General features: G+C 63.1%; 23 protein-coding genes. 7 read left to right on the top strand and 16 right to left on the bottom strand.

Going from position 1 to position 25208, the window contains the following annotated elements:
* Positions 1–105 precede the first annotated feature (105 nt).
* The 15 genes from LLY24_RS13180 to LLY24_RS13110 all read right to left on the bottom strand — a co-directional run bounded on the left by LLY24_RS13180 (position 106) and on the right by LLY24_RS13110 (position 15651).
* Positions 106–1167 carry a protein-glutamate methylesterase/protein-glutamine glutaminase gene (locus tag LLY24_RS13180; protein ID WP_282563392.1) on the bottom strand — a complete coding sequence of 354 codons (1062 nt, stop codon included), beginning with the start codon at positions 1165–1167 and terminating at the stop codon, positions 106–108.
* Between the two features lie 81 nt (positions 1168–1248).
* Positions 1249–2118 (bottom strand): CheR family methyltransferase, encoded by an 870-nt coding sequence (locus tag LLY24_RS13175; protein ID WP_259036771.1) that lies wholly within the window; start codon positions 2116–2118, stop codon positions 1249–1251.
* Positions 2115–4337, bottom strand: a complete 2223-nt coding sequence (locus LLY24_RS13170; RefSeq protein ID WP_259036770.1) for a methyl-accepting chemotaxis protein — start codon at positions 4335–4337, stop codon at positions 2115–2117. The genes LLY24_RS13175 and LLY24_RS13170 overlap by 4 nt, the downstream gene beginning before the upstream one ends.
* Positions 4338–4422: 85 nt before the next feature.
* Positions 4423–5673, bottom strand: coding sequence for a methyl-accepting chemotaxis protein (locus tag LLY24_RS13165; RefSeq protein WP_259036993.1), 1251 nt, complete (start codon positions 5671–5673; stop codon positions 4423–4425).
* 95 nt (positions 5674–5768) lie between these two features.
* A complete protein-coding gene (gene cheW / locus LLY24_RS13160) occupies positions 5769–6266 on the bottom strand; it encodes a chemotaxis protein CheW (protein ID WP_259036769.1) in 498 nt (165 codons plus the stop codon).
* Positions 6263–8386 (bottom strand): chemotaxis protein CheA, encoded by a 2124-nt coding sequence (gene cheA, locus LLY24_RS13155; RefSeq protein ID WP_259036768.1) that lies wholly within the window; start codon positions 8384–8386, stop codon positions 6263–6265. The genes cheW and cheA overlap by 4 nt, the downstream gene beginning before the upstream one ends.
* 45 nt (positions 8387–8431) lie before the next feature.
* Positions 8432–9400: a flagellar motor protein MotB gene (motB, locus tag LLY24_RS13150; protein WP_259036767.1), complete on the bottom strand. Its 969-nt coding sequence runs from the start codon at positions 9398–9400 to the stop codon at positions 8432–8434.
* Positions 9397–10266, bottom strand: coding sequence for a flagellar motor stator protein MotA (gene motA, locus LLY24_RS13145; RefSeq protein WP_259036766.1), 870 nt, complete (start codon positions 10264–10266; stop codon positions 9397–9399). The genes motB and motA overlap by 4 nt, the downstream gene beginning before the upstream one ends.
* A gap of 199 nt (positions 10267–10465) precedes the next feature.
* Positions 10466–11014, bottom strand: coding sequence for a flagellar transcriptional regulator FlhC (gene flhC, locus LLY24_RS13140; protein ID WP_259036765.1), 549 nt, complete (start codon positions 11012–11014; stop codon positions 10466–10468).
* Entirely contained in the window at positions 11011–11343 is a 333-nt protein-coding gene (flhD, locus tag LLY24_RS13135; RefSeq protein ID WP_259036764.1) for a flagellar transcriptional regulator FlhD, read from the bottom strand. The genes flhC and flhD overlap by 4 nt, the downstream gene beginning before the upstream one ends.
* 103 nt (positions 11344–11446) lie before the next feature.
* Positions 11447–11740, bottom strand: a complete 294-nt coding sequence (locus tag LLY24_RS13130; protein ID WP_259036763.1) for an EscU/YscU/HrcU family type III secretion system export apparatus switch protein — start codon at positions 11738–11740, stop codon at positions 11447–11449.
* A complete protein-coding gene (gene fliK / locus LLY24_RS13125; protein WP_259036762.1) occupies positions 11733–12989 on the bottom strand; it encodes a flagellar hook-length control protein FliK in 1257 nt (418 codons plus the stop codon). Before fliK ends, LLY24_RS13130 begins: the two co-directional genes overlap by 8 nt.
* Positions 12986–13384 (bottom strand): flagellar protein FliT, encoded by a 399-nt coding sequence (gene fliT / locus LLY24_RS13120; protein ID WP_259036761.1) that lies wholly within the window; start codon positions 13382–13384, stop codon positions 12986–12988. The genes fliK and fliT overlap by 4 nt, the downstream gene beginning before the upstream one ends.
* Positions 13385–13391: 7 nt before the next feature.
* Positions 13392–13805 carry a flagellar export chaperone FliS gene (gene fliS, locus LLY24_RS13115; RefSeq protein ID WP_259036760.1) on the bottom strand — a complete coding sequence of 138 codons (414 nt, stop codon included), beginning with the start codon at positions 13803–13805 and terminating at the stop codon, positions 13392–13394.
* A gap of 157 nt (positions 13806–13962) precedes the next feature.
* On the bottom strand, positions 13963–15651 hold the full coding sequence (locus tag LLY24_RS13110) for an HD domain-containing phosphohydrolase (protein WP_259036759.1): 1689 nt from the start codon (positions 15649–15651) through the stop codon (positions 13963–13965).
* Between the two features lie 279 nt (positions 15652–15930).
* On the opposite strand from LLY24_RS13110, the gene LLY24_RS13105 reads away from it, so the two are divergent.
* The gene (locus tag LLY24_RS13105; protein ID WP_259036758.1) at positions 15931–16296 is read left to right on the top strand and encodes a flagellar protein FlaG; all 366 of its coding nucleotides are present in this window, start codon (positions 15931–15933) and stop codon (positions 16294–16296) included.
* A gap of 41 nt (positions 16297–16337) precedes the next feature.
* Here LLY24_RS13105 and fliE read toward each other — a convergent pair whose 3' ends face one another.
* Positions 16338–16667, bottom strand: coding sequence for a flagellar hook-basal body complex protein FliE (gene fliE / locus LLY24_RS13100; protein ID WP_259036757.1), 330 nt, complete (start codon positions 16665–16667; stop codon positions 16338–16340).
* A 320-nt stretch (positions 16668–16987) separates the two neighbouring features.
* Here fliE and fliF point away from each other — a divergent pair, with 320 nt between their 5' ends.
* The 6 genes from fliF to LLY24_RS13070 are packed head-to-tail and all read left to right on the top strand — an operon-like array spanning position 16988 to position 25203.
* A complete protein-coding gene (gene fliF, locus LLY24_RS13095; RefSeq protein ID WP_259036756.1) occupies positions 16988–18718 on the top strand; it encodes a flagellar basal-body MS-ring/collar protein FliF in 1731 nt (576 codons plus the stop codon).
* Entirely contained in the window at positions 18711–19718 is a 1008-nt protein-coding gene (gene fliG / locus LLY24_RS13090; RefSeq protein WP_259036755.1) for a flagellar motor switch protein FliG, read from the top strand. Before fliF ends, fliG begins: the two co-directional genes overlap by 8 nt.
* On the top strand, positions 19711–20472 hold the full coding sequence (locus LLY24_RS13085; protein ID WP_259036754.1) for a flagellar assembly protein FliH: 762 nt from the start codon (positions 19711–19713) through the stop codon (positions 20470–20472). The genes fliG and LLY24_RS13085 overlap by 8 nt, the downstream gene beginning before the upstream one ends.
* A gap of 12 nt (positions 20473–20484) precedes the next feature.
* Complete coding sequence (gene fliI, locus LLY24_RS13080) at positions 20485–21879, top strand: flagellar protein export ATPase FliI (RefSeq protein ID WP_259036753.1); 1395 nt, start codon at positions 20485–20487, stop codon at positions 21877–21879.
* 13 nt (positions 21880–21892) lie between these two features.
* Positions 21893–22342, top strand: coding sequence for a flagellar export protein FliJ (fliJ, locus tag LLY24_RS13075; RefSeq protein ID WP_259036752.1), 450 nt, complete (start codon positions 21893–21895; stop codon positions 22340–22342).
* A 32-nt stretch (positions 22343–22374) separates the two neighbouring features.
* Positions 22375–25203 (top strand): flagellar hook-length control protein FliK, encoded by a 2829-nt coding sequence (locus tag LLY24_RS13070; RefSeq protein ID WP_259036751.1) that lies wholly within the window; start codon positions 22375–22377, stop codon positions 25201–25203.
* The last annotated feature ends 5 nt before the right edge of the window (positions 25204–25208 follow it).

Below are 25208 nucleotides of genomic sequence, written 5' to 3'. Positions count from 1 at the left end.
TTGAAGTCGTGACGTGCAGTTAATGCAAAAAAGTTAGCGCAAAAATATTCTGTCTATATGTATGTACTTGTGGTTAAAGCGCGAAAACCGCAGAGACGCTCGCCCTCAGACGCGCTGAGCGCGCCCGGAAGCCGCCACCAGTGCCATCATGCGCGCCGGAATCTCTTCCAGAGCGACGACTTCGGTCGCCCCGCCTACGGCAATTGCCTCGCGCGGCATGCCGAACACCACGCAGGTGGCTTCGTTCTGAGCGATCGTCGATGCCCCTGCTTGGCGCATCTCTAATAGTCCCGCAGCGCCGTCCTTGCCCATGCCGGTGAGGATGACGCCAACGGCGTTACGCCCGGCGTGCTGGGCCGCCGAGCGAAATAGCACATCCACCGAGGGGCGATGGCGGTTGACCGGCGGGCCATCGTCCAGGCGGGCGACGTAGTTCGCGCCGCTACGCGCAAGCCTTAGATGCTGGCCGCCCGGCGCAATATAGGCGTGGCCGGGCAGCACGCGCTCGCCGTCGCTGGCCTCCTTGACCGTGATACGGCACAGCCGGTCGAGGCGCTCGGCAAACGAGCGCGTGAAGCCACCGGGCATGTGCTGGGTGATCAGGATCGCGGGGGCGTTGGCGGGCAGCGGTTCGAGTACCGCGCGAATCGCCTCGGTACCGCCAGTGGAGGCGCCGATGATGATCAGCTTCTCGCTCGAGACCAGCGGTGCCTTGAGCTGGGTGGGGGGCGGGGTACTCTTGTGGCGCGCCTGACGCGGCCGCGAACGGGCGGCGGCGCGCAGCTTCTCGGCGATCTCGTTGGCGTACTCCAGCATACCGTGACGAATACCCAGGCTCGGCTTGGCGACGAAGTCCAGGGCGCCAAGTTCGAGCGCGCGCAGGGTGATCTCGGAGCCGCTTTGGGTCAGCGAAGAGACCATCAACACCGGCATGGGGCGCAAACGCATCAGCCGCTCGAGAAAGTCGAGCCCATCCATACGCGGCATCTCGACGTCGAGGGTCAGGACATCGGGGTTGTGCTGTTTGATCAGATCGCGCGCGGCCAGAGGATCGGGCGCCACGGCGACCACCTCCATATCGGGCTGGGAGTTGATGATCTGAGTGAGCAAATCGCGGATCAACGCCGAGTCATCCACGCATAACACTTTGATTTTGGCTGCCGTCAACGCACGCCTCCTTCTACCTGAACCACATACCTGAGCGCCGCCCATGTGCCTTCGCCGCGAGCCTGCACCCATTACCCGCCCTTAGCGCTGGGCCAGGGTGTAGACCGTTTGCCCGCGAAGCTTGAACGCATCGCTGATATAGGAAAAATTTTCCGAGTGACCGGCGAACAGCAGGCCATCCGGCTTCAGCAGTGGCGCAAACCGCTTGAGGATTTTCGCCTGCGTCTCTTTGTCGAAGTAGATCATGATATTGCGACAGAAAATGGCATCGAAGGGACCCTTCATCGGCCAGGGCGACGCCAGCAGATTGAGCGGTACGAACTCCACCAGCGCAGCCACCTCCGGGCGCACGCGGGCAAGCCCTGCGTGGCTGCCGGTGCCCTTCTGGAAGAACCGCTTGATACGTGCTTCGTCGAGCTTACGTACCTGCTCTTGGGGATAGATGCCCGCGCGCGCCTTGGCCAGCGCTTCGGTGTCGATGTCGCTGGCGATGATCCGCGCCTGAGCGGCACGCGCCCCCAGTGTTTCCAGCAGCGTCATGGCGATCGAGTAGGGCTCCTCGCCGGTCGAGGCCGCCGCACACCAGATCGATACCGGCTCGGTACGCGCCTGAAGATGCACGCTGAGTAGCGGGAAGTGGTGCGCCTCGCGAAAGAACGCGGTGAGGTTAGTGGTCAGCGCGTTGGTGAAGGCCTCCCACTCACGCGCATCCGGTTGGCGCTCCAGGCGCGTCAGGTAGTCGGTGAAGCGCGTCAGGCCGTGATGGCGTAGACGCTTGGCTAAACGGCTATAGACCATTTCACGCTTATGCTCGGCGAGAACGATCCCGGCGCGCTGATAGATCAGCTCGCGAATGCGGGTGAAATCCGCATCGGTCAGTATCAGGTCTCGTTCGAGCTGACTACCGGCCCCCCATAGGCCGGTGTCTCCCCTGTCGCGCTGGTCGCTCAAAATTCTTCCCACTCCTCTACTGCGGTAGCTGGTGCTCTACTCGTCGGTGTTCTTTTAGTCACGGCTCTATCAGACAGGGCTCTATCAGCTAGCGCTCTGCTGGTCGGAGCGCTGTCAGGCGATACGCTGCTCGTCGGCACGGCGGGCAGCGCCATGGTCTGCCGTGATGCGCCATTGGTCAGGCCCGCCGGAGCGCTATCGCTTTTCAGCCGGAAGGCTTCTACCGAGAGCGCCAGCAAACCAGCCTGATGCTCCAACTGCGCCGCAGCGCGGGCGGTTTCCTGTACGCGTACGGCGTTCTCTTGGGTCGCTTGGTCCATCTCGGCAACGGCGCGGTTGACCTCGGAGATACCATTACTCTGCTCTTCCGACGCTGCCGAGATCTCGCCCATGATGTGGGTCACGCTCTGGGCCGCCTCGGCGACGTCGCGAATCGCCTCTTCGGCGCGTTTGACTAGCTCTGCACCGGCGTCGACCTGCTGATTGGAGCCATCGATCAGGCCACGAATCTCCTTGGCGGCGTCGGCCGAGCGCCCGGCGAGCTTGCGTACCTCTTCGGCGACCACGGCGAAGCCACGGCCGTGTTCACCCGCCCGCGCCGCTTCGACCGAGGCATTGAGCGCGAGAATGTTGGTCTGGAACGCGATGGCATCGATGACGTCGATGATGTCGGTCATCTTCTGGGCGCTCTGCGTGATGCGCTGCATGTTGCTGACCAGCTGACCCATGAGCTCACCAGTGTCGGTGACGCGTGTGGCGTTGTTATCGGCCACGCGACGGGCTTCTTGAGCGTTATCGCTGTTCTGACGCACGGTCGAGGTCATCTCTTCCATGCTCGACGCCGTCTCTTGGAGCGAACTCGCCTGTTGCTCGGTGCGCGAAGCGAGCTCTTCGTTGCCCCCCGCAATATCCTGCGCGGCAGGAGTGACCACATCGATGCCTTGTTTGACGTCGCCGATGATGTTGCTCAGGCTCTTACGCATGGTGTCCAAAGCATCGAGCAGGCGACCGATCTCGTCCTTGCGCCGCACAGGAACGGTGGCGGCGAGGTTGCCGCCCGCGATCTGCAGGGTAAAACGCTCCGCTTGGCTTAGCGGACGCATGATGGAACGCAGAGTGAGCGCGCCGATCACGATCAGCAGCACAAGGCCAATGCCCAGTACGCTGGCCTGAATCATGAGGATCTGCGCCTGCCCTTGCTGGGCGTTTTGCGCCATCGCTTCGGCCATCGTTTGCTTTTCAGAAATCAGTTGGTTGACCAGCGCCGATAGCGCGCGTCCTTCGGTGTTCATCACGTTAATCACCGCGTCGAGTCCGGTGAAGGCCTGATAGGTTTCCTCTGCCTGTAGCACGTCTTTCGCACGCAGCATGCCCTCCTCGAGAAACGCCAGCAGTTGGACGTCGAACTCGTCGGCCAGCGGCGTGGCGTTGACCTCACGGCCATGGTAGCCCTGCCAGAGCGCCGTAATGACGTCGCGCTGGGCGCTGATCTCATCGCCCATTTCCATCCGCTGGCTGATGAGATCCATACGCTGGGGCTCGACTAGCGACTGGCGCGTCTCGGCGATGATCTGATCGATTTGCTGCAGGCGTACCACGTCGCGCAGGCCGTCGTCGTTGAGGCTCTCTAGCCGCTCGCCCGCAGCATTGAGGCCATAGAGCCCGAGCCCGCCACTACCTAGCAGTAACAGCCCCGCCAGGGCGACCATGCCGATCACCTTGGCCCGAATGGTGTCCAGACGTATGCGCAGCAGGCGTTTGACGGTGCTACGTACGCGAAGCGCTCCCTTGTCGAGCGCATAGCGGCGGCTGCCCGCATTGATTTCGGCGTACTGCTGGCTTACGCGTTCGATGGCCGCACGCTCAGCCTTGACCCGAACCGAGGTATAACCCACCACCTGATCGTTCTCGACAATCGGCGTTACGCTGGCGTCGACCCAGTAGTGGTCGCCGCTCTTACAGCGGTTTTTGACGTAGCCGCGCCAGGTCTCGCCGCACATCGCGGTCGACCACAGGTTGGCGAAGGCGGCTGGCGGCATGTCGGGGTGGCGGATGATGTTGTGCGGTGAGCCGATCAGCTCGTCACGCGTGAACCCGCTGACGGCAATGAACGCCGGATTGACGTAGGTAATCCGACCCTTGAGGTCGGTCCGCGAGACGAGAAAGTCATCGTCGTTGAGCTCGACTTCCCGCTGGGTCACAGGCTGATTGTTACGCATGGCATGGCCTTGTTTATGGTTCTTCTGATGATGCTTCTACCGAGCATCGCGGGCTTGGAAAAGGGCTGGCGGCCGTCGAGCCGAGCTAGAATGCTTCCCACTCGTCGGCACGAGCCGTAGGCACCAAGACAGCGGGCTTGGGTGTTGCCACGACAGGGGGCGCTAACGTTGCGTGGTGGTCTGCGACCTTGAAGCGCTCCACCGCTTCGCGCAGACGTGCGGCTTCGTCTTCGAGCTGGTTGGCGCTACGCGCTGCCTCCTGCACCAAGGAGGCGTTTTGCTGCACGACTTGGTCCATCTGCGCTACCGCTTGATTGACCTGGCCGATACCGTTGGACTGCTCGGTCGAGGCGGCGGCGATCTCATCCATGATGTCGCTGACGCGCTGCACCGCTGCGACCAAATCCTGCATCGTTTGGCCTGCCTGATTGACCGCGGCGGTCCCCACATCCACCTTGCCAAGCGAGGTCTCGATGAGGCTTCGAATCTCCTTGGCGGCGGCTGCCGAGCGGCTGGCGAGACTGCGCACCTCTTGGGCAACGACGGCAAACCCCTTGCCATGTTCGCCAGCGCGGGCCGCCTCGACCGAGGCATTCAGCGCCAGGATATTGGTCTGGAACGCGATGGTGTCGATGACGGTGATGATGTCGGCAACCTGGTGGGAGCTTGCGCTGATCTCCTCCATGGTGCTGACGATAGCGCCGACCTCCTCGCCGCTACGTCGCGCGGTATGCGACGCCGTTTCGGCCAACTGGTTGGCTTGGCGGGCGTTGTCGGCATTGTGACTCACCGTCGAGGCGAGCTGCTCCATGCTCGAGGCGGTCTCTTCGAGCGAGGCCGCCTGCTGCTCGGTGCGCGAAGAGAGGTCGTTGTTGCCCTCGGCGATGTGCTGGGCGCGGGTAAAGATCGCCGTGCCGCTATCGCGCACGACGCCCACCGTATGCGCAAGCGATCCCTGCATATGCCCCATGGCGTGATAGAGTCGCCCGATCTCGTTACGTCCGAGGCTCTCGATACGCTGGTCGAGGTGGCCTTCGGCCATACGCTCGAAATGGCGCACCAGACGATCGAGCGGGCGCAGCACGTTGGTCGTCACGCCCCAAACGACGACGATGACGGTGATTAGCGTCACCACGATCACGCCTAACAGCGCCCAGACGAGGCGCCGACTGAACGTGGCAAACGCTGCCTGCTGGCTGGCCATGTCACTGGCACTCAGGGCCAGCTCGGCGCCACGGTGCAGCCCATATACGCCTAGGCCGCAGGCCAGCAGCACTAGCAGCGAAAAGGTGGCCAATACCAGGCCCCAGCTCAGGCGTACGGTCATGTCGTTCATCGTTTGACGTATCCACTGTGTCACACCCGCCCCTCCCCTACGTGCGCGCAGCCGGCGCAACGCTTTATCGTTATCGACCGTTACACCTGGGCGCCTCAGGCCTTGCGCGTGCTGTCCACCAATGCCATCTCTTCGCTGGTCAACAGCTTGTCGATGTCGACCAGCACCAGCATGCGATCGTCGAGACTGCCGAGTCCGCTCAAGAAATCCGACGACAGCGTGACGCCGAACTCTGGCGCTGGCTTGATCTGCTCAGGCGTGAGCGTCATGACGTCGGAGACGCCATCGACGACGATGCCTACGATCCGGTCGGCGACGTTGACCACGATCACCACGGTTTGACCGCCGTACTCGACGTTATCGAGGTGGAACTTGATGCGCAGGTCGACGATCGGCACGATCACGCCACGAAGGTTGGTCACCCCTTTGATGAAGTCGGGCGCGTTGGCGATACGCGTAACGTTCTCGTAGCCGCGAATCTCCTGCACCTTGAGAATATCGATGGCGTACTCCTCTTCCCCCAGGGAGAACACCAAAAATTCGCGGTTTTCCGCCTCGGCGGCCAATACCGCTTCGTTGATCGTCGGGTTCATGACGGCTCAGCCTCCTTGAAAAACGAAAAAGATGGATTATTCACTCTCTTACCTGCCTCTTTCTTGACCCGGCTCAAGCGGTGAAGGCCGGTAATGTCGAGAATCAGCGCCACGCTGCCATCACCAAGGATGGTCGCGGCCGAAATGCCGGGCACCTTGCGGTAGTTGTCTTCGAGGTTTTTCACTACGACCTGCTGCTGGCCGACCAGCTCGTCGACCAACATGGCGTAGCGGCGCCCCTCCCCCTGGACGATGACGGCAATGCTCTTCGTCGGGTCGGTAATAGCGTTCTCCACGTCCAGCACCTCGTGGATCGCGATGACCGGCAGATACTCGTCACGCACCTTGAGCACGACGTCGTCACCCGCCATGGCGTACATGTCGTCCTTAGCAGGCTGCAGCGACTCGAGTACGGTGGAGAGCGGCAGAATGAAGGTCTCGCCACCGACGCGGATCGACATGCCGTCGAGGATCGCCAGGGTGAGCGGCAGCACGATGCGGGTATTGGTGCCCTCGCCCTTCTTCGACTGGATCTCCACGCGCCCGCCCATGCCCTGGATGTTGCGCTTGACCACGTCCATGCCTACGCCGCGCCCGGAGACGTCGGTGACCTGGGCGGCGGTGGAGAAGCCCGGGGCAAAGATGAGCTGGAAGACCTCTTCGTCGCTCATGGTGTCGGAGACGCTCAAGCCGTTCTCGCGCGCCTTGGCCAGCAGCCGATCACGGTCCATACCGGCACCGTCGTCCTTCACTTCGATCAGGATGTTGCCGCCCTGATGGCGCGCGGAGAGGGTCAGCTTGCCGGTACGCGGCTTGCCCAGCGCCTCTCGCACCTCAGGCAGCTCGACACCATGGTCGAGACTGTTACGTACCAGGTGGGTCAAGGGATCGGTGATACGCTCGACCAGACTCTTATCGAGCTCGGTGGACTTGCCCTCGGTGATGAGTTCGATTTCCTTGCCGAGTTTGCTCGCGGTGTCGCGCACGACGCGAGGAAAGCGGCTGAAGACGAACTCCATGGGGATCATCCGGATCGACATCACCGCTTCTTGAAGATCGCGAGCGTTGCGTTGCAAAAGGCTCATGCCGTTTTGCAACGAGCCGCTGCTGGCGCCTGCCTGCTCGCTCATTTCGCTGACCGTCTGGTCGAGCATCGACTGGGTAATGATCAGCTCACCGACCAGATTGATGATCTGATCGACCTTATCCACCGAGACGCGGATCGAGCTCGACTCGGTAGCCGCCTTCTTGGCTGGCGCCTTTTTCTCGCTGGCCTTGGTATCAGCAGCAGTCGTCTTTTTCTCGCTGACGGGCGCTTTCTCGCTTGCCACCATAGGCGCTGGCGCGGCCTCAGGAGCGCCAGACGCAGGTGCTACGGCCGGGGCTGCCGCCGGACGAATTTCGATCTGCTCAGGCTCGATGATGAAGCACATCACCGCTTCGATGTCGTCGGCGCTGACATCTCCCTGGAGCAGCACTTCATAGCGCTTCTCGTCGCCTGACTGAGACTGAATCGTACCCAGTTGTTCGAGCTCTTCGACCAGCAGCGTACGGTCCTTGTCGCCGACGTTGAGCAGCGTAACGACAAGGCACCCAGCGTCGCTACCGGCAGAGGTCACGTCGTCGACAGGCGCTGCCAGCTCAGATGCTTGCGACAAGGCGGGCGCTTGTTCGCCAGCCACAGGCGCGGACGCCTCGCTTGCAGCGAGGCCCGGCTCCAGAGTGCCAGAAGAGAGCTCTTCCAGCGCAATCTGCTGAAGCGTTCGGCAGATGCGCTCGAAGGCCTCCTGATCCGGGGTCTGCTCGCTGCGATAGGCATCGAGTTGCTCGTGCATGATGTCTTTTGCCTCTAAGAAGGTATCCACGAGATCGGCACGCAGGGCCAACTCGCCCTTGCGCGCGTGGTCGAGCAGGTTCTCGAGGATGTGCGTCGTTTTCTGCAATACATCGAAGCCAAACGTGCCCGCTCCGCCTTTGATGGAATGGGCAGCGCGAAAGATGGCGTTGAGCTGTTCGCTGTCCGGATCGTCCACGTCGAGATCGAGCAGGTGTCGCTCCATATCGGCCAAGAGCTCCTCGGCCTCCTCGAAGAACGTGTCATAGAAATCGGTTATATCCATTTCCCACCCCATCTCCCGGTCATCGCTATAGGGTTCACTCAGGCGCTACTCGCTTTGCGTGGTTGGCGACTGTGCGCCTGTTGTTGGATCTGCCTCTGTTGGGTCGGCCTCTACGTCGCTTTCGCGCATGGCGTCATCAATGCTATCCGGGCTTGGCGCGGTCAGCTCACTGCCGCTTGCCGTACTGGCGCTACGAATGGCGTCGGCGATCTCGGGCAGCAGGACGATCAGCTCGATGCGCCGGTTCATGGGGTCGGTGGTGGGAATGTCCGGCAGCGTAACGCGATCGGCGTAGCCCGAAACGCGCAGCAGCTTGGCCGGCTCCAACCCGCCGATCACCAGCTCACGTCGCGAGGCGTTGGCGCGGTCGCTGGAGAGTTCCCAGTTGCTGTAGCCGCGATAGCCACCGGCGTAAGGGACGCTGTCGGTATGTCCGCTGATGCTGAGCTCGTTGGGCAGATCGTTGATCAAGGGCGCCATGGTGCGCAGTAGGCTGCGCATATAGGGAGCAACTTGGTCGCTACCCAGTTGGAACATCGGCCGCTGCTCGGTATCCAGCAGCTGAATCCGCAGCCCTTCACGGGTAATGTCGAAGCGCATTTGCTGACGTAGCTGACGTAGTTCGGGGTCGCGCTCGATCGCCCGCTCGATACGCTCTTGCAGGTCGTTGAAGTAGCGCCGCTCCTGAGGGCTTGGGCGCGTATGCTGTAACGTGGAGACGCGGACCCGCTCACCGTCGATATGCGCAGGATCGGGTCCGCCACCGGGAATGACGCGGGTGCTACCGGCACGGTCGCCGCCGGTAATCGCAGCGACCAGCGGCGCACTGAAGTACTCGGCGACCCCTTCGCGCTGCTCTTCACTCGCCACGCTCAAGATCCATAGCACCAAAAAGAGCGCCATCAGCGCCGTCATGAAATCTGCCAGGGCGATCTTCCAGGCGCCGCCGTGGTGGGCGTGAACGACTTTCTTGCGCCGAATGATGATCGGACGCTTGCTCCCCCCCTGGCTCATGCACCACCGGCCTTCTTGGCGTCACGCACGTACTCTTCGAGCTCACTGAAGGTGGGACGCTCGGCGGTATGCAGCGCCTTGCGCCCGAACTCGACGGCGATCTGCGGGGCGTAGCCGTGCAGGCTCGCAAGCAGCGTCACACGGATGCACTGCAGCATCTTTTCGGCCTCTTTGGCTTGGCGCTCGGCGTAGCTGGCGACGGGGCTGATGAAGCCGTAGCCCAACAGGATCCCAAGGAAGGTACCCACCAGCGCATGGGCGATCATCTGGCCAAGCTCGGCAGGACCCGCATCGGCGTAGGTCAGTGCCTTCACCACGCCCATGACCGCCGCCACGATACCGAAGGCAGGCATGGCGTCGCCTACCTTGGCGATAGCGTCGATGGGAATGTGCGCCTCCTGTTCGAAGGCTTCGATCTCATGCAGCATGAGCTCGTCGATCTCCATCGGCTCCATGCTGCCGCTGACCATCAGGCGTAGATAGTCGGTGAGAAAGTTCATGATATGCGGGTCGGCCAGCACGCTCGGATGCTCCTGGAACAGCGCGCTCTCCTGGGGATTGTCGATGTCGCGCTCGATCCCCAGCATGCCCTCGCGACGCACCTTGGAGAGCAGCTTGAACTGCAGCGCCATGAGCTCCATGTAGAGCCCTTTATTGTAGTTTTTGGTGCGTTTGAGCTTGGGCAAGATCTTGAACGTCGCCTTGATGGCCTTTCCGTTATTGGCGGCCAGAAAGGCGCCAATACCCGCGCCACCGATCATCAAAAGTTCGGTGGGCTGAAACAGCGGCCCTAGGCTACCGCCAGCCAGCACGTAACCGCCGAAGACCGAAAGCAGCACGACCAAATAACCAAGGGGGATCAGCACGAGCAGTGTCCTTGCGATACGTCAGATTGTCATCATCAAAGAGCGCCGCTACTGAGCGCCCCTAGCGCCCCGAAGCCGGTCGTTCTTCATCGTCTTGGGGCATGATACCCGGCAGGTGCTCGGTTCTAATGCACGAGAACCGCAGCGTTTTGGTGCTATCTAAGCCTTCTGAGCCTTAGCGCTGCTAGGGGGCAGAACCTTACTCTCCACTTCTGACATCGTCATGACGCACCGACTTGCGCGTCTTGCCTGCCCGCGAAGGGGGCTGGCAGATACCACAGACGTAGCCCTGGGCCGGGCTATGAGCGTGGGTCACGAAGTGTCCGCCGCAGCGCTCACAGGCGGTGAGCTGGAGCAGATCACTCTCGAAAAAACGCACCAGCGTCCAGGCCCGCGTTAGCCCCAGTACAGGTTCGACGGCTTCGAGCGTCATCTGCTCGCCGTAGAGCCGGTAAGCTTTGACGAAGGCGTCGATCCGCTCGCACGCGGTATCGAAAAGCAGGCCCTGGTACATGTTGTAGAAAAGCGACGAGTGGATGTTAGGCAGCCAGGTGATGAACCAGTCGGCGGAGAACGGCAGCATTCCCTTGGGCGGCGACATACCGCGCACTTCTTTATACAGCTTGATCAAACGCGTGCGACTAAGCTCGGTTTCGGTCTCCAGCACCTGCAGCCGCGCCCCCAACTCGATCAACTCGATGGCAAGCTGCACTTGGTTCATCTCGTCGATAAGGCTCTTCTGGCTCACGACGGCTCCTTGGCAGAGACCGACTCGCGCCGGTGCGTGGCCAGCAGCAGCGACGTATGCAGCCCGGCAAGCCCTTGGTCGCGCGGGTTATCGACGACCTGCTGGACCTGCTCCGCGCTGACAGGGCATAAGCGACAGAGCAGTTGATTGGTACGCGCCAACTTGGCGAGCTGGCGAGCATTGAGTCCGACGAGAAGATCGGCGAGTTCGCCGTCGATCTTCAAGCGAAACATCGCCGTCTCACGATCCTCCCCCAAAAGCCGCTGGGCCAACAGCAGGTAGGCAAGATTGATATCCTGAATTTCATCGATAAAGTTGATCTGGCTCATGGTGTCCTTTCGCACGACGCGGGCGCGGACTTATACATTCATCGAGCGCCATGGATTTACTTGTTAACTTTTTTCCATGGTTGCATAAATATTATTCCCTTGGCTACTGAACCGCGCGCGGTTGTATACCATCTTGAGCAGAAAGTTCAAACACCCATACCAAAAGCTCTGCAACGACTTGGTAAAGGGCTGGCGGAATATGCTCATCGAGATCCAACTGCATCAGCAGCGCCACCAACTCCGGCGCATCGTGAACATAGATGCCCTGGCGCTTGGCTTCAGCCAGAATGCGCTCGGCGAGCTCACCATACCCCTTAGCGACCAAGCGAGGAGCGCGCTCCCCGTCTTGATAGGCCAGCGCCACGGCCTGGCGACGTTGTTCCGGCGCGTCACTCATCGCCTTCCCCCGCGCTCACCTGGCGGGCGTGCACCCTGACCTGATCGAACGACAAGGCGCTCAAGCGCCGCTCCAAAGCGGGCAGCGCCACTTCGATATGGGTAAGCGTTTCTGCTTCCGCCGCGGTGAAATCAAGGCTCAATATATTGCGCACAAGTAAAAGCGCAATAGTAAAGCGTCCTACCGAGGGTACGTCCAGCTGCATTTCTGAACGCCAGCATTCATCGCGCCCCTGGCGCTGCGCTGCGCCATTATCCTGGGTAGCCATTGGTAGATGCATGGTCAGCGCCATAAAAAGCCCCGCCCATACCTCACCTTCCCAGCGAAGTGTCGGCACTACCAGCATTTCAAGCTGGTGGCGCACCAAGCTCTGAACGCTTTCGTGGACGATATCGCCCTTGGCGTGCGGCGACTTGACCTGGGTCAGGTTTCCCAGCGATGGCGCTGCCTTTTCGGCACGCTCCTCGCCCTGCGCAGCTAGCGATATGGCGCTGCCTTGGGTCGGCGAAAAAGCGGCTGGCCCCGCATTTTTAGGCGCCGTAGGCATACTCGCTGGCGAGAGTGGGCCGACACTCCCCCCCGCGCTTGCAGGCGGGTGCTGATCAGTAGGAGTAGCAGCCACCGGCACAAGCGTTACCCCTGGGGGCAGCAGAAGCGGTGCGCTGGGTGGAAGCACCGATACTAACGCAGGGGCAGCGGGGGCTGCCGTAAGCATTGGCATGGCGGGCCGAGGCATCAGCTGCATTTGCGGCTCGCGCTGCAGCTGTGCCCGCGACATATCGCCCTGGAACCAGCGTTTCAGATGCGACTCAAAAAACAGGCCGCTATCGCGCACGCTGGCCTCGAGCCGGGTCGCAAGCAGGGCGGACTCGACGCGCTCACCGCCAGCGAGCAGAGGTGCTTCGGGCCGCAGCGCTGCCGGCGGCGCCGGAAAGCGTAGCAGTAGATCGGCGATACCGCGCGCAGCCGGACTGAAATGGGTTTGGGTCGAGCTAGCCCCATCGGCCGCCCCCGGCGCGCGCGCGTCACTGCGCGCCAGTGTTTCCAGGGCCGGGGGCAATCGGCGCAGATCCTGCAACAGGGCCTGGTCGGGCTTGCCGTCCAGGCGAGCATCGCCTTGAACCGCTCGCGGGCCGTCACCGGGGGCCACTGGGCGCACACTTTCGGCCAAGCGCTGCACGCTCTCCTCACCGCGGCGCCCCAGCACCTGATGCATCAGAGTATCGATCAGCGGGTTGATGCCGCTCACCGCGACCTCGTGACGCTATCCTCGATGGCCTCATCGCTTCCCTGTTGAGGGGCGTAGGCGCGATGCAGATCGCGCTGGCGCTGGGAGACACCGATCAGCTTACCCAGCTCCTCGCGGCGTGCCACCAGTTGGCGGCGTATAGCGACGTCGTGTTCGAGAATACGCTCGAGCAGGTCGGCCTTACGCTGGCGTCCCACCGCATCCAATGCCACCGCAGCGTCTAGCGCCTTGACCTCTTCAACCAGGGCGACATAGCGCGAACGCTGATCGATCAGCTCGGCCCACTGCTCGTCTTGGGCCAGTGCCAGCATGTGCGATACGCTTTCCAGCAGCTCGGCATAGGTCGCCAAGAGCGTGGTTTGGGTCGCCTCTTGGGGGGAAACAGATGTGGACATGGGGGCCTCACGCGCTCTGCGATTGTCCGATTTCACGCCATGCCGATGCCAAGTCTTCGAGCAGGCTTTCGGCCTGGTTCAGGCTCTCTTCGTCATTGCGCAGATTGGCCGTTAGCAACAGACGGCCGATATAATCGTAAAGCGATGCCAGACGTTCGGCGATCTCGCCGCCTTTCTCCCGGTCCAGCGCCGCTGCCAGGCCGCTATTGACGATGTCAATCGTCTTCGAGATCGCCTTGCCCTTTTCAGCGACGTTGCCCGCCTGCATGTGGATACGCGCTGCGCGCAACGACGCCTGGGCGCCATCGAATAGCAGAACGATGAGCTGGTGGGGATCGGCGGAGAGCACTCCGCTCTCTACGCCGACGCGCGCATAGGCACTGGCCCCGCGCCCGTAGGCTGCCCCGCGAGAGTAGGTCATGGGTAGACACTCCTGTGGCAAGTCAGCGCGACGAGGCCGCATCCACTTGCCGGTTAGCGATTCACGTGAGCCACTGGCTCCGCTGTCTCTTTCTTGCTGTCTCTTATATCGGTTTATATCGGCGCCGAGGCGCAAGACTTTAACCCCGACGCGCCCTTTATGCCGAAACGGCGACTTCACCGATGGGGCGACCCAGCCTCTCCGTCACCTGACGTACGGGTTCTGCCACGTTATTGCGCCGGGGCGGCTCCGTTCCCTGGGTGGGCAGCACTTCGGTCGGGTTACCTTTAGCGTCGAGACGCACCACCCAGCCAAGCTGCTGGCTGGAAAAACGCGCCAAGCTGCCAATAGGCAACGCCTTGAAGTGTTCGATGTAGCGTTTGATCCACTGAGGGTCGAACTGATGCGGATGAACGAGCAGATGACGATAGATCTGCTGGGTGGTTCGCGCGGGGCGATCAGCTCGATCGCGCCGCATCGCTTCTACCACGTCCACCACCGCGCTCGCCTTGGCCAGCTCGTTGAGCGTCTCACCGGTTACGCCAGCAGGATAGCCACTGCCATCGAGACGCTCGTTGATAGCGCCGATCACCGCTGCCGCAATGGCGGTAGAGAGCCACTGACAGCCCTCCAGGCGCTCGAGCAGAAGGCTCACATGAGCATGCAGCGCCTGCCGCTCGGAGGCCTCGAACTGTGCCGCACGAAAGACCACCTGCGGCACCAGTGCCTTGCCCAGATCGTGCACCAGTCCACTGGCGACGATGGCCTTGCGCACGTCCAGTGGCACGCTACTCCCCACCAGATCCAAGAGATGCGCCGCCACGCCTATGCCGTGTCGCACCAGCAGCGGCTCGGCGCCCAGGCAGCGTGTGGCAAATAAAAGCGCCTCACGGTCCTCGTCGTGCAGTGCCATGAGCCGATCGGCGCTACGCGATAGCAGCTTGGCATCGATGCATTCGCCCTGCTGCAACGCAAGCAACTGGGCGTTCATATAGGCGGCGACCTTGACCAGGCGGCGCGCCATGGGGGTAGCGTAGTGCTGGATATCGCGCTGCCCGACGCTGTCGCCTATCCCCTGGCGCGGCTCGGGCGCCGTAAACAGCGGTGAAGCGGTACGCTCCTCGCCACCCTCTTTCTGATAGCGCGACGCTTCGCGCTCGATCTCACAGACGAAATACCACAGCTGGCGCTCCTGCTCGGCGCTCAGCGCAATGAAGCGAAAGCCCACGCGCAGCAAGTGGCGCTCGGGGTCGACACGCTGATGGCGAGTCTCTACCTGAGCCTCGAAGCGCGTGCCGTTGGGAAAGACCAGCGCTACGTCGAGCGAGGGTTCGGTACGGCCTAATAGCGCACTCGCTGCGAGGGGAAGCTCGAGCAAACACCCCTCCTGGGATAGATCACGCAGCTCGCCCTGTACGTCACCGCTCTCATCGCTCGATAGCGAAGCTGCCACGCCCATCCCCAAGCGCAACTCGGCCCGAAAGGATTCACGCCGCTGTAGCACATCGAGGTAGTCGGGATAGGCACTGGTGCAGAGAAAACGCTCGCCGAGGCGTCGAATCTCCAGCAAGCGCAGGGGCGGCGTGAACACCAGTTGGCCCCGCGCCTGGCCGCGCAGCACGAAGGGCTCCCCCTCCTGCAGCCGTGGCAATAGATGACTCACCGACGACAGGTCCATGATCAAAACCTCGCCTCCACGCTGCTCTTGCAACACGACCGGCTCCAAGCGCCGCTCATCGTCGTCGAGGCACAGCGATACACCGCCCACTTCCACCAGCACGTCGAGCAGTGACGCCACAGCGGCGGCACTGCCAATACGCTCACACTCGCCTTGCAGCGCCTGCATCGTTTACCTCTGCTGTTACAGCATCAATGGCATCCAGCGCGGGAGCATAGCAGAAGGCGCACTCCCGCCCGCATGACGTCACTTTAAAGATTTCGCATAACGGGTCGATGATAGAGGCATAGGGCCATAACTCTGCGGCGCGCGTTGCCCTTAGCACTATGTTAATGAGCACTACGTTATTGAGCACCATGTATTGGCACGACCTTAACAGGCTGTACCTGACGCCCGCCGCGCACACCCTCCGTGAGTGTGCATAACATCAAAACAGAGGAACGATAGATGACGTCACCATTGACCGATGCCGCCGCCGTTGCATCCCGCTCACCGCTTCAGGAGCTCACCCCGCGACAAAAAATCGAAAATGTCCTGGGCACACTACCCGCCGCAGGCAGCCAGCTCTCCCAGGCAAACGCCGATCCCTCTATTTCGGCAGGCGCCTTGGTCGAGCCCATTCAGCGCATCAACAGCGTTATGCGCCCCCACGGCATCGAGTTCGACGTGAGTGACGAGCGCTCGCGCATCGTGACCCGCGTCATCGATCGCGACTCCGGCGATGTGATTCGCCAAATTCCCGCCGAAGAGGTGCTGCGCATCGCCGACAGCCTGGAGAGCCTCCAGGGGCAACTGATCTCGCTCGAGGTCTAAGCGCCTCGTCATTAGCGGCGCCCGTCTTTACGGCGCGGCGCCTACACCTGCATGTTCATAACGTCACGGTAGGCGGTAACCAGGCGGTTGCGAACCTGTAGCCCCATCTGGAAAGCGACGCTGGCTTTTTGCATGTCGACCATCAAATCGTTGAGCTCGACGCTAGGGTCTCCGGCCTGAAAGGCCGTGGCCTTGGCATTGGAGGCCTGCTGCAGCTGATTGATACGCCGAATGGAGGCTGCCAGCTCACCGCCAAACCCAGCACTGCCCGCCTGCTCTGGCGCCACCGCTGCCTTGAGCGACGCGCCTGAAGCCTGCGTTGCCAGCTGATGCATCTGCGTCAGTGCCGACGCCATGTTGGAAGAGTCCATACGCTCGCCTTGCCACACCCTGAAATAAGAAAGCTGGAAATCAGTAAACTGTCGCCGCCTGCTTGGCTTTTAGCCCATTGATGACATGGCGAGAGGCTATCACCGGGGTGGCGGCCGCCATACGCCCAATTACGTATAAAAAGCCAAGCTGTTCCCTCCTTTAGGCTAGACGGGGCTCAGGATAATGGCGTCCATCACAATTCCGCCCCCGACCACCGGCGGATAACCGCGATAGACGGATGATTGCCAATGCCTTCTTGGGTAACGCCCCCCGGTGCTGACCGCCTCGCCCTCTCTGCGCTTCTCGTGGGAGGGCGCGCATGAGCGATACCGGTACTGCGCCAGGCCGCCAAACCAATACGACGCCAACCAATGCCGCGAACGGCAACGCCAACGGGGCCGTTGCGCGTGCCCTGTCACAGCTCAAGGGCAGCCCACTCGTGGCGCTACTCATTGCTGGTGCCGCCTGTATCGCCATCGTCGCGGCCCTGTTTTTATGGGCCAGCAGTCCCGACTATCGCGTGCTCTACAGCAACCTCTCCGAAGCCGACGGCGGTCGCATCATCAACGAACTGGATAGCCGCGCCATTCCTTATCGCTTCAGCGAAGGCGGCCAAGCGCTACTAGTACCTGCGGAGCAGGTGCACATGCTGCGCCTGCAGCTCGCCGAGCAGGGACTGCCGCGCGGTGGCAATCTAGGACTCGAGCTGATGGAGAATCAGGCCTTCGGTATCAGTCAGTTTGCCGAGCAGGTCAATTTCCAGCGTGGCCTGGAGGGTGAGCTTGCGCGCTCCATCGAATCGCTTGGTCCGGTCGAGCGCGTGCGCGTGCATCTCTCCCTTGCCAAACCCTCGGTGTTCATTCGCGACCGTGAGCCTGCGAAAGCCTCGGTGGTATTGACGCTGCTGGCTGGTCGCGTGCTCGGCCAAGGACAAGTCAGCGCCATCATCCACATGGTATCGAGCAGCGTTCCCGAGCTATCGCCGGACGACGTCACCGTCGTCGACCAAAACGGGCGCCTGCTGTCGGCCAACAGCGCCAGCAACGACCTGGATGGCTCCCAGCTTAACTACATCGCCGAGGTCGAGCGCTCTTATCAGCAGCGCATCGAGCGCATTCTTACCCCGATTCTCGGCGCCGATAACGTGCGCGCCCAGGTCGCCGCACAGATCGACTTCTCGCGCCGCGAGCAGACGTCCGAGCGCTACGGGCCCAACCAGCCCCCCAACGAAGCCGCCGTGCGTAGCCGCCAACTGAGCCTCTCATTCGACGGCGACGACCCGCTAGCTTCCGGCATTCCCGGCGCGCTGAGCAACACGCCTCCCGGTACGGCACCCTCCTTCATCGACCCGCCGGACGAAGATGCCGACGACGGCGACACCGCGCCTCCCGAGGCGCTGCGCCATCTGCAGCAGGACGACGTGGTCAACTACGAAGTCGACCGCAGCATCGAACACGTCCAACACCGCTTGGGCCAAGTGCAGCGACTCACCGCTGCCGTGGTGGTCAACGACCGTCGCGAGCGCGATGACAACGGCGAGTGGGTCAACCGCGCGTTGAGCGCCGATGAAATCGCCCAGATCGAGCGTCTGGTACGCCAGGCCATGGGCTTCTCGGATGCCCGTGGCGATGCCATCGAAGTAGTCAACTCGGCTTTCGCCAGTGATGCCGCTGACGCCGTCGAGATCGCCTGGTGGCGCCAGCCCGGAACGCTCGCGCTTGCCGCCGAGCTCGGCCGCTATCTGCTCGTCGCCCTGGCCGCGTTGCTGCTTTACTGGCTGATTCTGCGCCCGCTGATCAAGCGCTATACCGCAGCGCCCGTGGTGGTGGCGGCCACGCCCGGCGGCACGCTGTCAACGAGCATCGGGGACGACGAAGAGCCGTTTAACGATACGCCAGAGGATGAAGAAGACGAGACCTACGCCAAGCCCAAACGGCGGCGCAAGACCTCGCTCTACGAAAACAACCTCAACGATCTACGCGAAATGGCTCAGGAAGACCCTCGCATGGTCGCCATGATCATTCGCAGCTGGATGAACCATCATGAGTAGTGTAGTCACCGAGATGAGCGGCGCGCGCAAGAGCGCCATTCTGCTACTGGCCCTGGACGAGGATAGCGCCGCCGAGGTCTTCAAGTACCTGAGCGCCAGCGAGGTTCAGGAGATCAGCATGGAGATGGCTAGGCTGCAGCAGGTGTCTCACGACGACATGCGCGCCGTGCTCGACGCCTTCCACCGCGAGACCGAAGAGTTCGTGGCGCTCAACCTAAACTCCAGCGAGCACATCCGTTCGGTGCTGACCAAGGCGCTGGGCAGCGAGCGCGCAAGCAGCCTGATCGAGGACATTCTCGAAAGTACGGGCAGCAACTCGGGTATCGACTCGCTCAACCTGATGGAAGCGTCGATGGTGGCCGAGCTGATCCGCGACGAGCATCCGCAGATCATCGCCACCATTTTGGTCCATCTGGATCGCCATCAGGCCGCCGCCATTCTCGAACTGTTCCAGGAGAAGTTGCGCAACGACGTGGTACTGCGTATCGCCACGTTCAGCGGCGTTCAGCCTGCCGCTCTGCAGGAGTTGACCGAGGTGCTCTCCGGCATGCTCGACGGCCAGAACCTCAAGCGCAGCAAGATGGGCGGCGTAAGAACCGCCGCCGAGATCCTCAACCTGATGAATTCGGCCCAGGAAGAGACGGCCATCGAAACCGTTCGCGCTCACAGCGAAGACCTGGCCCAGAAGATCATCGACGAAATGTTCCTGTTCGAGAATCTGCTCGATCTGGACAACCGCGCCATCCAACTGGTGCTCCAGCAGATCGAGACCAACTCGCTGGTGGTGGCGCTCAAGGGCGCCCCCGACGCGCTGGTGGACAAGTTCCTGCGCAACATGTCCCAGCGCGCGGCCGATCTGGTGCGCGAAGACATGGAAGCCCGTGGCCCCATCCGTGTCTCTCAGGTGGAGAACGAGCAGAAGGCCATTCTGCAGGTGGTGCGCCGCCTCGCCGATGCAGGGGAGGTCGTGCTAGCCGGTGGAGACGACGAATATGTCTGATTCGACCTCGGCGCATTACGACCGTAGCGGTCGCTGGCAGCGCTGGCAGATGGAGGAGCTTGGCAACGCGCCCGCAAGCAGCCACCCAGACAGCGCCTTGCAGCTACAGCAGCGCAAGGTTCTCGCCGCGCAAAAGGCCGCCGAAGCCGCTCGCCAGCGCGAAGCCGACGAGCGTCAGGCGCTGCTAGAGCGCTGGCGCCGCGAAGCCGAAGAGGCAGGCCATCAAACGGGCTTCGAGCAGGGCCGAGAGGCAGGCTTGACGCAAGGGCTCGCCGAGGGGCGCGCGCAGGCACGCGAAACGCTCGACGAAGAGATCCACAAAGCCACCGCACCGCTACTAGCCTTGGCCAAGCAGTTTAGCGCAGCACTCGAGCGCCTCGACGAAACGCTCGCCCACGACCTGACCGAGCTGGCCCTGGCCACGGGCCGCCAGTTGGCCAGCGAGGCGCTGCACGCCACCCCCGAGCACATTCTCGACGTCGTTCGCGCACTGCTGCATAGCGAACCGCCGCTGGTGGGCCAGCAGCGTCTGTGGCTCAACCCAGAAGATCACGCCTTGGTAACGCAACACCTTGGCGATGAGCTCAAGGCGGCCGGGTGGAAGCTACAGCCGGATGCTCAACTTGCCCGCGGCGGCTGCCGCGTGACCAGTGCGCAAGGCGAGCTCGATGCCACCTTCGAAAGCCGTTGGCAGGCCGTTCGCGCCCAGCTGCCCGCCCCTGCCGATAGCGCCACGCCTGATGCTGCGGAGTAGGAGGTCGATGCCATGAACGCCCCGCGCTGCCCTCACCAACACCGCTGGCAAACGGTCGTACGCCGCACGCGTCAACGCGTTCTCCAGCAGCCGCGCGTGACGACCAGCGGCCGTGTCGTGCGCGCTACGGGCATGGTCATCGAGGTCGTTGGCCTGCGCGTGGCCGTGGGCAGCGCTTGCTGCATCGAGCTTCCCAGCAGCGATGGCCTATCGCGCGACAGTCACCACGTCGCTGAAGCCGAAGTGGTGGGTTTTGCCGGTGACAAACTCTTTCTCATGCCGCTGGAGGAGATCTCCGGGCTGATGCCCGGCGCGCGCGTGACGCCCTTTGGCAATGGCAGTGGCCAGAGCGCGCGGCGCTTTCCCATCGGCGACGAACTCTTGGGGCGCGTCGTGGACGGCAGCGGCAAACCGCTGGACGATCGCGAAAGTATCGACGAAGCGCCTCAGGTCACGCTCTCCAAGCCGCCGCTCAACCCCATGGCACGCGCCCCCATCGACACCCAAATCGATGTCGGCATCCGCGCGATCAATGCGCTGCTGAGCGTCGGGCGTGGCCAGCGCATGGGGCTGTTCGCGGGCTCCGGGGTGGGCAAGTCGGTGCTCTTGGGCATGATGGCGCGCTATACCGAGGCCGACGTGATCGTGGTCGGACTCATCGGTGAGCGCGGACGCGAGGTGAAGGACTTCATCGACCATATTCTCGGCCCCGAAGGGCGGCGGCGCGCCGTGGTGGTCGCTGCCCCCGCCGATACCTCGCCGCTGCAGCGTTTGCAGGGAGCAGCCTACGCTACCCGGCTCGCCGAGGGCTTCCGTGACCAAGGGCGCAACGTGTTATTGATCATGGACTCGCTGACCCGCTACGCCATGGCCCAGCGCGAGATTGCGCTAGCCATCGGCGAGCCGCCAGCGACCAAGGGGTATCCACCTTCCGTCTTCGCCAAGCTACCCGGGTTGGTGGAGCGTGCCGGTAATGCCGAACGCGGCGGCGGCTCGATCACCGCGTTCTATACTGTGCTGACCGAAGGCGACGATCAGCAGGACCCCATCGCCGACTCGGCGCGCGCCATCCTCGATGGCCATATCGTGCTTTCACGCACGCTGGCCGAGGCGGGGCACTACCCCGCCATCGACATCGAAGCCTCGATCAGCCGAGCGATGACGGCCATCACCGACGACGTACAGCAGCGTCAGGCGCGGGCGTTCAAACAGATGTTCTCGCGCTATCAGCGCAACCGCGACCTGATCAGCGTGGGCGCCTACACCCCGGGCCACGACCCGCGCCTGGACGAGGCGGTCAATCAATTTCCCGCGCTGGAGCGCTTCTTGCAGCAGGGCATCAACGAATGCGCTCCCCTCGACGCCTCGCGCGCCGCGCTTGAGGCCCTGATAGGTTCACGGCTGTGATAGGAGAGGCTCGATGAAATCACAACTCGACATGCTGACCCGCTTGGCCCAGGAAGCACGCGATCAAGCCGGACAGTCGCTCGCCAAGGAGCGCCAGACCGAGCAGCAGGCCTCCTCCCAGCTTGCAGCGCTGACCCAGTACCGCGCCGAGTACGCCGAGCGCCTGCAAACGGCCATGTGCGAAGGCATCGACCCGGCCACCATGTACAACTACCAGCAGTTTCTGGCCTCGCTCGACGCCGCCCTGAGCCGGGCGCGCCAGGCGCTGCTGGAGCAGCAGCAGCGCGTACAGCAGCGCCAGCAAACCTGGCAGCAGGAGCAGCGGCGCCTCTCCTCTTACGATACACTGGCCACGCGTCGACAGCGGGAGGAGCATCAGCGTCTGACTCGTCACGAACAGAAAAGCAACGACGAACTGGTCAACGGCCGCATCGCCCGCCAGCGCCACGACGGCGCCCACTGACGCCGCGCCTAGCGGATGCGAGGAATCGACGCATGAACATCCAACAGCTACTCACCACCTTTCAAAGCGCAGGCGCATCCAACGCCACGCCAGAAACGACGGCAACTTCTAGCGCCGGGTTTCAACGCGCGCTGGGCGCCGCCGCTTCGGCGCTGTCCGACCGGTTCACTCTGGGCGACGACAACGCGCTCGCCACGGACGCCGAGGGCGAGCAAGCGCTTGCCGCGCTGCTCGATGGTCTAGACATCGAACTGGACGCCGGAGCACTGGCTGAGCTGCTGGCAGACCTTGGTATACAAACCGAAGCGACGCTGCCCGGGACGACGCTCGATGCGGCAGGGATAGCAGCCGACGATGGCACAACCGACGAGACCAGCGGCCTCGATCATATTGCCCAGCGCTTGGCACTAATGGCGGCCTTCGCCGAGCCTGCACCATCGAGCGCGCCTAGCGCATCGCCTCAGGGTGTGAAACAGATCGCCGAGCTGCTCGTGATTAGCGAGGGCGATGCTGCCACCCTTATCTCTGCACTCCAGGGGCAGCGCGATGCTCGCCCCGCAGTCGATTCCATGCCCCGCCCGGCTGCCAATTCCAAGTCTTACCCAGCGGTCGATTTCGCATCTCGCGCGGCACCCTTTGCACTGGCATCGGCACCGTTAGTGACGCAACCTCAGCCCACGATGTGGCAGCCCGCCGCTCCCCTGCTTGACGCCGCACCTACGCTACGTGCCGAACCCGCCACGCCTGTCTGGTCGTCCATGGCGATACTTGCCGCCCCCTTGACGACCCGCGCCGAGGAGCCGTCAACCAGCATGGCACCGCTTGTGGGCGCAGCAGACGCTGCGGCGCCTCGTCTTCCAATGAGCCCCGTACCCACCGCTCAAACGAGCGTGGCGGCACCGGTGCAGAGCCCGGCCTGGCCACACCAAGTGGTTCAGTTCATTCAGCGCGGCGGCGAGCAGCACGTTCAGATGCAGCTTCATCCGGCCGAGCTCGGTCCGCTATCGATTGCGCTGACCGTGGGCGAACAGGGCACCCAGGCCCACTTCGTCTCGGCCCACGCCCAGGTGCGCCAAGTGCTCGAACACGTCCTACCGCAGCTACGCGAAGCCCTCGCCGAGCAAGGCATTACCCTAAGCGACACCTCGGTGGGTGACCAGAGGCGCGACCAACAAGAGGCCTTCGCCGAGCCTGCACCATCGAGCGCGCCTAGCGCTTCGCCTCAGGGCGTGAAACAGATAGCCGAGCTGCTCGCGATCAGCGAGGGCGATGCTGCCTCCCTTATCGCCGCGCTCCAGGGGCAGCGCGATGCTCGCCCGGCTGCCGATTCCGCATCTCGCGCGGCGCCATTTGCATTGGCATCGGCACCGTTAGCGACACAGGCTCAGGCCACGACGTGGCAGCCCGCCACTCCCCTTGACGCCGCGGCTACGCTACGCACCGAACCCACCACACCTGCCTGGTCGTCCATGGCGACACTTGCCGCCCCCTTAACGACCTCCGCAGAGGAGCCGTCAACCAGCATGGCACCGCTTGTGGGCGCAGCAGACGCTGCGGCGCCTCGTCTTCCAATGAGCCCCGTACCCACCGCTCAAGCGAGCGTGGCGACGCCGGTGCAGAGCCCGGCTTGGCCACACCAGGTGGGCCAACAGCTGGTTCAGTTCATTCAGCGCGGCGGCGAGCAGCACGTTCAGATGCAGCTTCATCCGGCCGAGCTTGGCCCGCTATCGGTTGCGCTGACCGTGGGCGAACAGGGCACCCAGGCTCACTTCGTCTCAGCCCATGCCCAGGTGCGCCAAGTGCTCGAACATGCCCTACCGCAGCTACGCGAAGCCCTCGCCGAGCAAGGCATTACCCTAAGCGGCACCTCGGTGGGCGAACTGAAGCGCGATCAACAAGAGGCCTTCGCCCAAAGCGGCGCTCGTCGCGGGATGGTCGATGGCAGCGGTGGCGAGACCAGTGGCCTCGATCAGATCGCCCAGCGCTTGGCACTAATGGCGGCCTTCGCCGCGCCTGCACCGTCGAGCGCGCCTAGCGCATCGCCTCAGGGTGTGAAACAGATCGCCGAGCTGCTCGCGATCAGCGAGGGCGATGCTGCCACCCTTATCGCCGCGTTCCAGGGGCAGCGCGATGCTCGCCCGGCGGTCGATTCCGCATCTCGCACGGCGCCATTCTCGCTAGCATCTGCACCGTTAGCAACGCAAGCTCAGACCACAACGTGGCAGCCCGCTGCCTCCCAGCTTGACGCCGCGGCTATGCTACGCGCCGAACCCGCCACACCTGCATGGCCGTCCATGGCGCCACTTACCGCCCCCTTGACGACCCGCTTCGAGGAGCCGTCGACCAGCATGGCACCGCTGGTGGGCGCAGCAGACGCTGCGTCGCCGCGCCTGCCAATGAGCCCCGCATCTACCGTTCAAACGAGCGTGGCGACGCCGGTGCAGAGCCCGGCCTGGCCGCAACAGGTGGGCCAACAGCTGGTTCAGTTCATCCAGCGCGGCGGCGAGCAGCACGTTCAGATGCAGCTTCATCCGGCCGAGCTTGGCCCGCTATCGATTGCGCTAACCGTGGGCGAACAGGGCACCCAGGCTCACTTCGTCTCGGCCCACGCCCAGGTGCGCCAAGTGCTCGAACACGCCCTGCCGCAGCTACGCGAAGCCCTCGCCGAGCAAGGCATCACCCTGAGCGACACCTCGGTGGGTGACCAGAGGCGCGACCAACAAGAGGCCTTCGCCCAGAGCAGTGCTCGTCGCGGGATGGCCGGTGGCAGCGGCGACGAGCCGATGACGCTTGACGAGGGTACCGCGGCGCAGCGTCCACGCAGTATGACGCTGGATGGGCGCATCGACCTTTACGCCTAGGCCTT

It is taken from the genome of Halomonas dongshanensis (assembly GCF_024790395.1).
In the GTDB taxonomy this organism is placed as follows: Bacteria; Pseudomonadota; Gammaproteobacteria; order Pseudomonadales; family Halomonadaceae; genus Vreelandella; species Vreelandella dongshanensis.
The sequence above is the reverse complement of the archived record's forward strand: the minus strand, read 5'-3'. Positions and strand labels throughout refer to the sequence as shown.

What these genes read in the sequence shown, in the direction of transcription:
- LLY24_RS13170 (WP_259036770.1), bottom strand. Translation starts at nt 4,337, where the DNA reads ATGCGTAACAATCAGCCTGTGACCCAGCGGGAAGTCGAGCTCAACGAC.
- LLY24_RS13165 (WP_259036993.1), bottom strand. Translation starts at nt 5,673, where the DNA reads ATGAACGACATGACCGTACGCCTGAGCTGGGGCCTGGTATTGGCCACC.
- cheW (WP_259036769.1), bottom strand. Translation starts at nt 6,266, where the DNA reads ATGAACCCGACGATCAACGAAGCGGTATTGGCCGCCGAGGCGGAAAAC.
- cheA (WP_259036768.1), bottom strand. Translation starts at nt 8,386, where the DNA reads ATGGATATAACCGATTTCTATGACACGTTCTTCGAGGAGGCCGAGGAG.
- motB (WP_259036767.1), bottom strand. Translation starts at nt 9,400, where the DNA reads ATGAGCCAGGGGGGGAGCAAGCGTCCGATCATCATTCGGCGCAAGAAA.
- flhD (WP_259036764.1), bottom strand. Translation starts at nt 11,343, where the DNA reads ATGAGCCAGATCAACTTTATCGATGAAATTCAGGATATCAATCTTGCC.
- LLY24_RS13130 (WP_259036763.1), bottom strand. Translation starts at nt 11,740, where the DNA reads ATGAGTGACGCGCCGGAACAACGTCGCCAGGCCGTGGCGCTGGCCTAT.
- fliT (WP_259036761.1), bottom strand. Translation starts at nt 13,384, where the DNA reads ATGTCCACATCTGTTTCCCCCCAAGAGGCGACCCAAACCACGCTCTTG.
- fliS (WP_259036760.1), bottom strand. Translation starts at nt 13,805, where the DNA reads ATGACCTACTCTCGCGGGGCAGCCTACGGGCGCGGGGCCAGTGCCTAT.
- LLY24_RS13110 (WP_259036759.1), bottom strand. Translation starts at nt 15,651, where the DNA reads ATGCAGGCGCTGCAAGGCGAGTGTGAGCGTATTGGCAGTGCCGCCGCT.
- LLY24_RS13105 (WP_259036758.1), top strand. Translation starts at nt 15,931, where the DNA reads ATGACGTCACCATTGACCGATGCCGCCGCCGTTGCATCCCGCTCACCG.
- fliE (WP_259036757.1), bottom strand. Translation starts at nt 16,667, where the DNA reads ATGGACTCTTCCAACATGGCGTCGGCACTGACGCAGATGCATCAGCTG.
- fliF (WP_259036756.1), top strand. Translation starts at nt 16,988, where the DNA reads ATGAGCGATACCGGTACTGCGCCAGGCCGCCAAACCAATACGACGCCA.
- fliG (WP_259036755.1), top strand. Translation starts at nt 18,711, where the DNA reads ATGAGTAGTGTAGTCACCGAGATGAGCGGCGCGCGCAAGAGCGCCATT.
- LLY24_RS13085 (WP_259036754.1), top strand. Translation starts at nt 19,711, where the DNA reads ATGTCTGATTCGACCTCGGCGCATTACGACCGTAGCGGTCGCTGGCAG.
- fliI (WP_259036753.1), top strand. Translation starts at nt 20,485, where the DNA reads ATGAACGCCCCGCGCTGCCCTCACCAACACCGCTGGCAAACGGTCGTA.
- fliJ (WP_259036752.1), top strand. Translation starts at nt 21,893, where the DNA reads ATGAAATCACAACTCGACATGCTGACCCGCTTGGCCCAGGAAGCACGC.
- LLY24_RS13070 (WP_259036751.1), top strand. Translation starts at nt 22,375, where the DNA reads ATGAACATCCAACAGCTACTCACCACCTTTCAAAGCGCAGGCGCATCC.